9 protein-coding genes and 1 pseudogene are annotated in these 9,990 nt (G+C 56.6%); all 10 read right to left on the bottom strand.

What is annotated here, in order from left to right; translation table 11 throughout:
- Positions 1–201 precede the first annotated feature (201 nt).
- Positions 202–480, bottom strand: coding sequence for a hypothetical protein (locus ACR0CE_RS20195; RefSeq protein WP_480616896.1), 279 nt, complete (start codon positions 478–480; stop codon positions 202–204).
- The gene (argE, locus tag ACR0CE_RS20190; protein ID WP_480833578.1) at positions 477–1,625 is read right to left on the bottom strand and encodes an acetylornithine deacetylase; all 1,149 of its coding nucleotides are present in this window, start codon (positions 1,623–1,625) and stop codon (positions 477–479) included. The genes ACR0CE_RS20195 and argE overlap by 4 nt, the downstream gene beginning before the upstream one ends.
- 1 nt (position 1,626) lies before the next feature.
- Complete coding sequence (locus tag ACR0CE_RS20185) at positions 1,627–3,696, bottom strand: oxidoreductase (protein WP_480833577.1); 2,070 nt, start codon at positions 3,694–3,696, stop codon at positions 1,627–1,629.
- Positions 3,697–3,804: 108 nt separating this feature from the next.
- A complete protein-coding gene (locus ACR0CE_RS20180) occupies positions 3,805–4,740 on the bottom strand; it encodes a LysR substrate-binding domain-containing protein (protein ID WP_480833576.1) in 936 nt (311 codons plus the stop codon).
- Between the two features lie 25 nt (positions 4,741–4,765).
- Positions 4,766–6,262 carry an aldehyde dehydrogenase gene (locus ACR0CE_RS20175; protein ID WP_480833575.1) on the bottom strand — a complete coding sequence of 499 codons (1,497 nt, stop codon included), beginning with the start codon at positions 6,260–6,262 and terminating at the stop codon, positions 4,766–4,768.
- Positions 6,263–6,277: 15 nt separating this feature from the next.
- On the bottom strand, positions 6,278–6,952 hold the full coding sequence (locus tag ACR0CE_RS20170; protein ID WP_480833574.1) for a DUF1028 domain-containing protein: 675 nt from the start codon (positions 6,950–6,952) through the stop codon (positions 6,278–6,280).
- Between the two features lie 82 nt (positions 6,953–7,034).
- Positions 7,035–7,451, bottom strand: a complete 417-nt coding sequence (locus tag ACR0CE_RS20165; protein ID WP_480560829.1) for a RidA family protein — start codon at positions 7,449–7,451, stop codon at positions 7,035–7,037.
- 23 nt (positions 7,452–7,474) lie between these two features.
- Positions 7,475–8,752 (bottom strand): flavin-containing monooxygenase, encoded by a 1,278-nt coding sequence (locus ACR0CE_RS20160; protein ID WP_480833573.1) that lies wholly within the window; start codon positions 8,750–8,752, stop codon positions 7,475–7,477.
- A 201-nt stretch (positions 8,753–8,953) separates the two neighbouring features.
- Positions 8,954–9,636: pseudogene (locus ACR0CE_RS20155) on the bottom strand (IS6 family transposase).
- 162 nt (positions 9,637–9,798) lie between these two features.
- The coding region (locus tag ACR0CE_RS20150) for a hypothetical protein (protein WP_480833579.1) at positions 9,799–9,990 on the bottom strand (192 nt) is incomplete at its 5' end.

Raw genomic sequence — 9,990 nt, 5'->3', positions numbered from 1 at the left:
CCAAAGGCCCGCCACCAAGCGGGCCTTTTTCAATTCAATCCCCTCAAAGCCACCTCAAGCTTCAAAGCAATCTCCCTATGCGCCGAGGGGCTTAAACGTCTACAGTAACGGCCATGAAGGATTTGCGCGCCTCGTCCGTGCGGATGTCCTACACAACCGGCGCGCCCTTTTCGATGATCCAGCTGTCGCCCGGCCCATAGATTACGGTGTCGCCGGTGCCTCATTGGTCAGGGCGACTTCACCATCCAGCAAAGTGGCATGTTCGTGGAACCTGTAAGTGACCCGGTACTTGCCGCGCGTAGCACTAAACTGGCCACCGAACACAGGCGCGTCCGGATTAATTATGTCGAAACTGCCTGCGCATTTGATCTCGCCCTCAATCGTCTCCGAACCAATTGATTCTGGGCTGCCCCACAAATCCAATGCATCTCGTTTCATGTTCTGAAGATAGGGGGTTATAAGACGTGCATTGGTCCTCATGTTTTCAGGTCGTTCAAAATACGCTCCATCATCGCATCACATTCAGCCAATTGCTGAAGCGACAGGTATTCGTCGGGCTTGTGCCCCTGACCTTCCATCGAGCCCGGTCCGCACACCACGGTTGGAACGCCAAGCTTCTCAAAGAACCCCGCCTCTGTCCCAAAGGCAACTTTGGTGGTGGTGGTGCGTTGTGCTAGTTTTCGGGCATAGGTAACCACCGGATCGTCGTCCCTGACGTCTAGTCCGGGATAGGCGTTGTACTGTTCAACCTCGATCCGAGCCCCGCGCCAAGCCGCATGATAGGGTCTCGCCACACGATCCGCTGCTTGTTGAATACGGTCGAACAGGTCCTCGGCGCGATCAACAGCCAAGTGGCGGTATTCGAATGTCAGCTCCGCCCGATCAGGAACAATATTCAACGCCATTCCCCCCGAGAGTTTGCCAACATGAACCGTCGTATAGGGGATGGCATAAGCTGCGTCGCGCGCGCCGTTAAAGGCGAAATCATCCTGAAGCGCGCGCAATTCGGCCAGGAAATCAGATGCAAGATGCAACGCGTTGACAAACCGGGGTGCCAGCGCGGAATGGCCGTTTTGCCCATAGCAGGTGGCGCGCAAGGCCGCCTTGCCCTTGTGGCCAACCGCCACCTGCATTTCTGTCGGCTCACCCACGAAACAGGCGCGCGGTCGGCCAATCATTGGCTTGAGTTGGTCCAGCATATGCTGAATGCCAACGCAGCCCACCTCTTCGTCATAGGACAGCGCGATTTTCAAAGGTTCGCCCAGTTTGACCTGGGTCGCGCGGTCCGCCAGCGCCAGTATCGACGCGACATAGCCCTTCATGTCGGTGGTGCCTCGCCCGTAAACCTTGTCACCCTCACGGGTCAGGTGGAACGGATCACGAGTCCATGGCTGGCCCTCGACCGGCACGACATCGGTATGGGCGGACAACAACACGCCCGGACCCACCGGGCCGGTTTCCGCGTATATTCCCGCCTTGGTGCCGGTTGGATCATCAATGCGGCGCACGGAAAACCCACGCGCCGCCAGATAGTCAGTGACATAATCGATCAGTTCGAGGTTGGACTTGGCGCTGACCGTGTCAAACCCGACAAGCCGATCAAGAATATCCAGGGTCTGCGTCATATCAGTCGACAGCCAGTTCCGTGATTTCACGGCGAAACGGCAAATCATCCCCGATTTCCGGCGTATCGAGTTCACGCGCATAGCGGTGACCTGCATATGTCGCCCAGGCAATGGGCCCTGGCGCATTGGCATCACCGATCAGTTTGACGGTCTTGATCCCCGCATCGGCCCAGTCGCCTTCGCGGGCCATCAGGTCTTCAAAAATCTGGTCGTTGCCCACACGCGAGGCGACCATGACCACGGCATCCGCCTCGATCCGCCAGGTGCGGTCGGTATAGGTACAATTCGACACGACGTGATCGGGGTGGATTTCCGTGATGCCCTGGTTCAGCACGATGTCGACACCGGCCTCGACCAGACGCGGATGGATCGCGATCTGTTCCAGCGTGTTGTTGGTCCAGTCGCTGACATAGGCCGAAGGCGTCACCAGCGTAACCTGTGCCCCGTTCTTGGCCAGCAATTCGGCCAGAACGCCGCCCATGTAATAGTGGTCGTCATCGTAAACCACGACACGGCCTTCGGGAATGGTTCCGTCCATCAGATCGTCCGGGGTATAGACCTTGGCCCCTTCGGCGATCGGCATCGGCACAATGTGCTGACGCGCGACACCATCGCGACGCCATGTGGAGCCGGTGGCCAGACAGATGTTCTGAAAGCCAAACTCCAGAATGCTTTCGGCATCCAGTTCACTTTCGAAATAGGTTTCGACATTCGGCTTCTGGCTGATCTGGTATTCCCGATATTCCAGAACGCGGCCCCAGGCACTGAGGCCCGGCAGCTTGCGCTCTTTCGCGACGCGACCACCCAGAACGGTGGTGGCTTCGGCAATCGCCACGTCGTAACCGCGTTCGGCCAGGGCGCGTGCCGCTTCCAGACCGGCAGGACCAGAGCCCACGACCAGTACGTTTTCACTATCGCCCTTCTGGTTCATCCGTTCAGGGTGCCAGCCCTTGCGCCATTCTTCCATGAACGTGGGGTTCTGGGTGCAACGGCTGATCGACATGGTCATGTCGCCGGTGATGCAGATGTTGCATCCAATACACTCGCGGATATCGTCGATCCGGCCTTCCTCGATTTTTTTCGGCAGGAACGGGTCGGCGATTGAGGGGCGGGCGCAGCCGATCATGGTCAGAACGCCGGATTTGATCTGCTTGACCATCGTATCGGCCGAGGTAAAGCGGCCCACGCCTACAATTGGCTTGTCGGTCAGTTCCTGAATGCCGCGAACCAGGTTTTCCTGCGCCGATTCATCCTTGAACCGTGACGGTCCCGAGCAATCTTCCCAAGTGCCTTGCGCCAGATCCCAAAGATCCGGCAGGTCTTTGTTCATCTCGATATAATCGCGCACCTCGGCGTTCGAGAAACCAAGTTCGCCAATGGTTTCGTCCAGACTGACGCGCAGGGCGATACCCATCGTGTCGCCCACAGCATCCTTGATATCAGCGATCACTTCCTGGCTGAACCGCGCGCGGTTTTCCAGGCTGCCGCCATATTCGTCCGAACGCTGGTTGGTGGCGCGGCTCAGGAAGTGCTGGAAAATGCCAAAGCCGTGAGCGCCGTACAGGTTGATGAGATCAAAGCCTGCCTCTTTCGAGCGTTTCGCCGCATTCACAAACCAACGGCGCAGATCGCGGATATCGGATTTCGACAGCGCGCGCGCCTGAACCGGATCGTTGGTAAAGGTCCGGATCGGAAGCGCCGAGGGGGCCAGTGGCACTTCCTTGGTGTAGAGATTCGGACCGTTGATGCCGGAATAGGCCAGCTGGATACCGGCGAGCGCGCCATGCGTCTTCATTTTCTCGGACATCTTGCGCAATTGCGGGATGTCCTTGTCTTCCCACAGGCGCAGTTCGATGAACGGGGTGATTTCCGATGTGTGGTGCATTTCGCACTGCTCAGTGAAGATAACACCCCAACCGCCTTCGGCCTTGATACCGCGCATCTCAGCCGCAGCGGACGGGTCACGATACCCGCCACCGTTGCAGTGCGGCACCTGATAAAACCGGTTTTTTGCCGTGAGTGGCCCGATTTTCACCGGTTCAAACAAGATATCGTAACGTGGGTCGCGCAATTTCGCCTCCTTCGCTCCTGACTTATCAAGCAAGATACAGGTAATTGCGCCGCCCGAAAGTTGGGCTTGCGAAATCAACGGTTAGGTTTCGACTAATTGTCGGTGCGCTTACTTCACTTTGCCTTCGATTCCCGGCAAGGCATTTTCCTTAATAAAGTCAGTACAGTAGGTGATAAACGATTTGACCGAAATCGTGTTCTCGGCATCTGTGGCCATCAGTAGTCCAAGACGCATCGGGCGCTCATCGCCCAACAGGGGAATGGTGCGCAGCGGTTTTCCGTCCGGCGATAAGTTGTTCAGGGGTTTGACATTGGCCAGTCCGAACCCGTACCCGTTCGCAACCAGACTGCGCATAACCGCCATATCCTTTGTTTTCTCGGCAATGAACGGCTTTTTGCCGATCTTCTGGAAGAAGGACAGGAAATAATCGGCACTGAAGGGCAAATCGAGCAGCACCATCGGGTAATCGGCCAGCATCTCAACAGATACAAACGGGTGCTTGGCAAGCGGATGGCCTTCGCAAACCATTGCGTAGGGCGGTAATTCAGCCAGCGAGACAAAGCGAAGGTCGGCAGGAATATCCAGATTATACGTAAGCGCGATATCGATTTCGGCCCTGCGAATATTGCTGAATATATCAGCCTGGTTCAATTCGAACTGACGAACGCGCACCTCGGGGAAGGCATCCTCGAACTTGCGCCGGATGCTGGGTAGGATCAGCTGAGCAAATGTCGACAGGCATCCGACATTCAATGGACCCCGCGCAACCCCCGCGATATTGCCAGCCAAATCCATCAGACCTTCCGCTTCGCGCAGAACGGTATGTGCCTTGTCAAGCATCGCCCGGCCGGCCTGGGTCAATGATAAACCCTGTGCATGCTGCCGAACGAACAGGGGTAGCCCAAATTCCTTCTCGAGCTGAGAAATCGCCGCCGAAATCGACGGCGACGATACGTTGACCTTTTCAGAGGCAACCGCGATTGAGCCTGCCTCGCCGACCGCTACGAAGTATTCAAGCTGGCGCAAGGTGTATCTGATCGGCAAGTGCGGGCCCCTTTGATGGTCGGGATCAGGCCTTGTATTTGATCCACGTCGTTTTCAGAGCAGTATACTTTTCAAGAGAATGCAAGGACAAGTCCCGGCCAAACCCTGACTGTTTCATACCCCCGAAAGGCGTCTGCGCCGAGAGGGCATCGACAGTGTTTACTGACACTGTACCCACCATCAACTTGTCGGATACCCGGCACGCGCGGCTCAGGTTATCCGTCCACACCGAAGCCGCCAAGCCATAGATCGAGTCGTTGGCCATCGCCACCGCTTCGTCTTCTGAGTCAAACGGAATAACTGACAGGACAGGGCCGAAGATCTCGTCTCGGGCCAACGGGTTGTCGTGCGAAACATCGTCAAAGATTGTCGGCTGGATAAAGTTGCCTTTGCCCGCAACTGTCACCTGCGCACCACCTGCAACCAGATTGGCGGTTTTTTTGCCTTCCTCGACAAACCGCATGATCCCCTGCGTTTGTTTTCTGTCCACGATTGCGCCCATTTTCGACGCTGGGTCCAGCGGGTCGCCGGGCTGCATGTTGGTGGCGCGCGCGATCAGTTTTTCGACAAATGCGTCCTTGATCGAGCGTTCAACATACAGGCGTGAGTTGGCCGAGCACACTTCGCCCTGATTAAAAAAGATGCCAAATGCTGCCATGTCGGCTGCCGTATCCAGATCCTCGCAGTCGGCGAAAACCAGATTGGGGCTTTTGCCGCCGGTTTCAGGCCAGACCTGCTTCAGGTTCGACTGGCCGGAATATTGCATGAACATCTTGCCGATCGCGGTTGAGCCCGTGAAGGCCAGGCAATCGACATCCATATGAAGACCCAGCGCGCGGCCAGCCGTGGCGCCAAAACCGGGCACCACGTTGAAGACCCCGTCGGGCACACCGGCTTCGGCCGCCAGCTCAGCAAGGCGCAACGCCGACAGGGGCGATTGTTCGGCAGGTTTCAACACGACCGAGTTGCCCGCAGCCAGCGCTGCGGCCCCTTTCCAGGTTGCCATGTCCAGCGGGAAGTTCCAGGGCGTCACCGCGCCGACAACCCCCAAAGGTACACGAGAGACCAGCGCCAGATCACCCGGCGCAGTTGGCGCAACCTCGTCATAAATCTTGTCGATGGCTTCGGCGTACCACTGGAAGAAATGCGCCGATCCCGGGGCATCTATGGTCACGGCGTCGTTGACCAGCTTGCCCATATCCAGACTGTCCAGCAGCGCCATCTCTTCCAGGTTAGTGCGGATCAAGTTCGCCAGTTTCAGCAATATTTCTTTACGGCCACCAGGGGCCATACGCGACCAACGCCCGTCTTCGAATGCGGCGCGGCCAGCTTCAACCGCGCGGTCGATGTCAGCCGCGTCCCCTTCGGCAACCTGCGCCAGAACTTCGTCGGTTGCCGGGTTGATGCAATCAAATGTCCTACCTGACGCGGCGTCGACGAATTTGCCGTTGATAAAGGCCTGACCCTTGATTTTCAGGTTTGCGGCACGGGTCTTCCAGTCTTCGTGTGAATGGTCCGGCATTCGGATACTCCCTGATTATTCGTCGCCCGGCACGCCGTATGAAGGTGCTTCGCGCGGATCAAGCGCGCGCTGGATATAGGCGTCAAGCTGCGGTTTGTAGATGTTCCAGGCTGTGGCGATGTTTTCGATCGGGCAGTCTTCGGTCCAGTCGCAACGCAGATCCGCCACCGGCCAACTGACCTTGTCAACGATCTTCATGCCTGCGGAATGCACCGGACCAGCTTCGCCACCTGCGGCAAGGGCCGCGCGCATGGCCGCTATCAGGCGATCACCGATATGACCCGATGCTGCAAGATACCCATCGACAATCGCCTGCGGCACGGTGTCATTGGCCAGAAGATTTCCGCCAGACGCAACATTTTCAGCCTGCGCCTGTGTCCAGATGCCCAACGAGTTTGGACCCGAATGGATCGCTGTCGTCCCGTTTGCGTCAACCGCCAGAACCTGCCTGTATTCGATGAACTTACCGCGCTTTACGACCTCTGCCACCGCGTCGGCTGCTGACAACCCCTGTTCCATCAAATCCAGCGTGAGCGGGCCAAGGCTGGGATCGGTGACATTCTGCGAGGCAACAGCGCCAACACCTGCGCGCGCGAACGAGCAGCGGGCGGCGACGGCCGGTGAAGACGACGAAATCGCCAACCCGAACATTCCGGTGTCGGGACAGCGCGCAACCAGAGAAAAAGTCATGAACGACTCCTGTGAAGAAATTCCAGACCGGGCCGCTCTGAGCAAGAGGAGAAAGGAGCCAGAGCGGCCCGGTCATCCCAAGTTAATCGGGAATAACTGCGGTTCCGTCTATTTCGACAAGCCAGTCCGGCCGTGCCAGAGCTTGCACGACAAGGCCGGTCGAGCAGGGATGCACACCTTTGATATACTCGCCCATGGTGCGGTAGACCGCTTCGCGATGGCGGACATCGGTGATGTAGACGACAACTTTTACCAGATGTTCCATCGAGCCGCCGGCTTCTTCGATCAGCTGCTTGATGTTTTGCATGACCTTGTGGGTCTGTTCGGCCGGGTCATGGCTGTCAATATTGACGGCGTCATCCAGGTTCTGCGGGCACTGACCGCGCAGATAGACGGTTTTGCCACCCTGGGTGACGACAGCTTGACACAGGTCGTTGTCCAGATTCTGTTCGGGATACGTGTCCGACGTGTTGAATTTGCGAATGCGTGTGTGCGCCATTTCGGTGTCCTGCTTTTGTTGGTTTATTCTGCGGCTGAAGCGATGATGGCAGCTTCGCCCTGATATTTGGCGTAAGAGCATTGAATCGCAATCTGGTCGGCCACGTATTTGGCGTCATGCCAAACACCCCAGAGGAAAGACGAACCGCGACGCGATTGCCAGGGCAGACCCAGGAAATAGACGTCAGGTGCCTTGGAAACCCCACGCTGGTGGATCGGCGCGCCACGCTCGTCAAAGGCGTCTTCCTTGAGCCAGTTGAAATCCTGACGGAAACCGGTTGCCCAGATGATCGTTTTCACGCCTTCTTCGGCTAGGTTAATACTGTTCAGCGGGTTCGCAAGGCTGTCCGGATCGGGATGTGCAGCGCGGGCTTCGGGCTCTTCCGGCAGGTCGATACCGGTGCGTGCGACATATGCGTCAGCCATGTCCAGAACTTCCATGTAGTTTGCGTCGCCCTTGGCCACGTTTTCCTGCAAGTCGCCCTTGAAGTTGAGAATACCATCGGCATAGCTTTCAGTCAGGCCAGTCAGGGTCACGCCTTCGTTGCCCAGGCGGCGGAAATCCATGGTGCGCCCGCCATAGGCACCGCTAACTGAGATGGTCACGTGTTCGGTCCCCGGTGCAGGGGCCGCCATGTCCCACAGGCCCAGAACACCTAACCACCAAACGAAATCACGGCCGCGGTATCGACGCGGCGGGCGATCATGCGGACCAACCGACAGGAACACCTTGCGGCCCGCGCGATTCAATTCGTCCGCGATCTGTGCACCGGACGACCCGGCGCCCACAACCATGACGGCTCCATCGGCCAGTTGTTCAGGGTTTTTGTAGTTGAAGGAGTGGATCTGTTCGATGTCTTCAGAGCTTGGTACGATTGGCGGAAAAACCGGATGCTGGAATGCGCCGGTGGCCGCAACGATGCGGTTGCATTCAATCTCACCCGCGGTGGTTTTCACCAGAAAACCGCCCTTACCGGGCTGGCGGGTTGCTTCCAGCACCTCGACACCTTCCCGGATCGGCGCCTTAATCATGGCAGCATAGTCAACCAGGTACTGAGCAAACCGGTCCTTGGTTACAAATTCATCAGGATCGTTGCCGTCAAAAAGCATGTTCGGGAAGCGGTCATGCCAAGCGGGGCCGTTGGCCACCAGCGCATCCCAGCGGCCAGTGCGCCACGCTTCAGCCGTGCGGTTCTTTTCCAGCACGATATGCGAGACATTGTTGTTGCTCAGATGCTCACTCGCCGCGATACCGGCCTGTCCTCCGCCAACAACCAGCGTATCCGTCGTTTCAATCGTCATATCGAGATCCTCTATTAGGCACTTCGAGGGTCGCCACCCAAATGGGCGCATCCTTTTTGTAATCTTAGAAATCAACGACGCTTCTGAGAAATATGATCTCGTTAAGCATTGCTTGGGCTATGGCTAAGACCAGATCCCATTTCGATTAGGTTGGGTCGCAAACTTTTCGATGAACCAAAGTCAGCGTTATGCCAGACGAAGCTATTCTGCGATCTCAGCAAACATCCGAAAGCCAGAGGTTGTATCAATGGCGAATTGATTCTTCCGGATCATGTTGGCTACCTCAATTCCAACCAGTGTGGCTGAAACCGATCTGAACGACTTGAACCCACGTAAGTGCCGCATGCGTCGTTTGATGAATCTGTGATCCTGCTCGATCATATTGTTTATATGCTTTGACCTGATCGTCTGTACTTTGGCGGGGCATCCGAACCGATTAAGGACTTTGTTCACTTCTCGAATGCTCGCTGCATTGGCACCGCTCTTGTCGATTACGATTTTGTTTGGGATTCCGTTTGACGACAGTGCTTTAGCAAAGAAATTGGTCGCTGCTGGACGATTTCGCCGTTCGGAAAGCAGGAAATCGAGGGTGTTTACCGCTTTGTCACCTGCGCGATAGCGATCTTCCAATTCCCGCGCACACGAAAATAGGTTTCGTCCAAACTCCAGAAATTCTGAGTTGGACGCTTCTTTGATTGCGTACGAGCAGCAACTATCGGCGAGTACTTCGCAATCTACCTATTCTATGTGGCGTGCTCAGCTCACATACCGTGTTCAGCCATGATCTCTTCAAGGTTCCGATAGGAAACAGTGTACCGCAGGTAGAAGTAAACTGCGTACAAGATTGCATCCTTGGGGAAATGACAGCCTATCAAGGAAATCATGCGGAAACCTGTTGGAGAGCAAAACGCAAACAACAAACATCGCTGCATATATGCTCGTCAATCCGGACCGATAGTTTGCGACACATCCCGCCGTGCGTCTTCGACAGTTCAGCAAGCGTCATTTCCGCACGGATCGCTTCAAGCGCGACCTTGGCTTTGAGTTCACGAGAGCGGTTCTTTCTCGAGCCATTCTGAGTTGTCTCTCTCATCATTCGATCCGCCTAAAAAACTGGTCCGATTCCCCGCAGCTACCTCTCCCCGCAGATATGTGATCTGCGGGGATATTGAGTTTTTTTTGTGGATTACCTGCTGCGCCAGGCCTGTGTGCGGGCCAGGATGCCTTTTGATGCCATC

Source organism: Ruegeria sp. L11 (assembly GCF_056531755.1).
The sequence above is the reverse complement of the archived record's forward strand: the minus strand, read 5'-3'. Positions and strand labels throughout refer to the sequence as shown.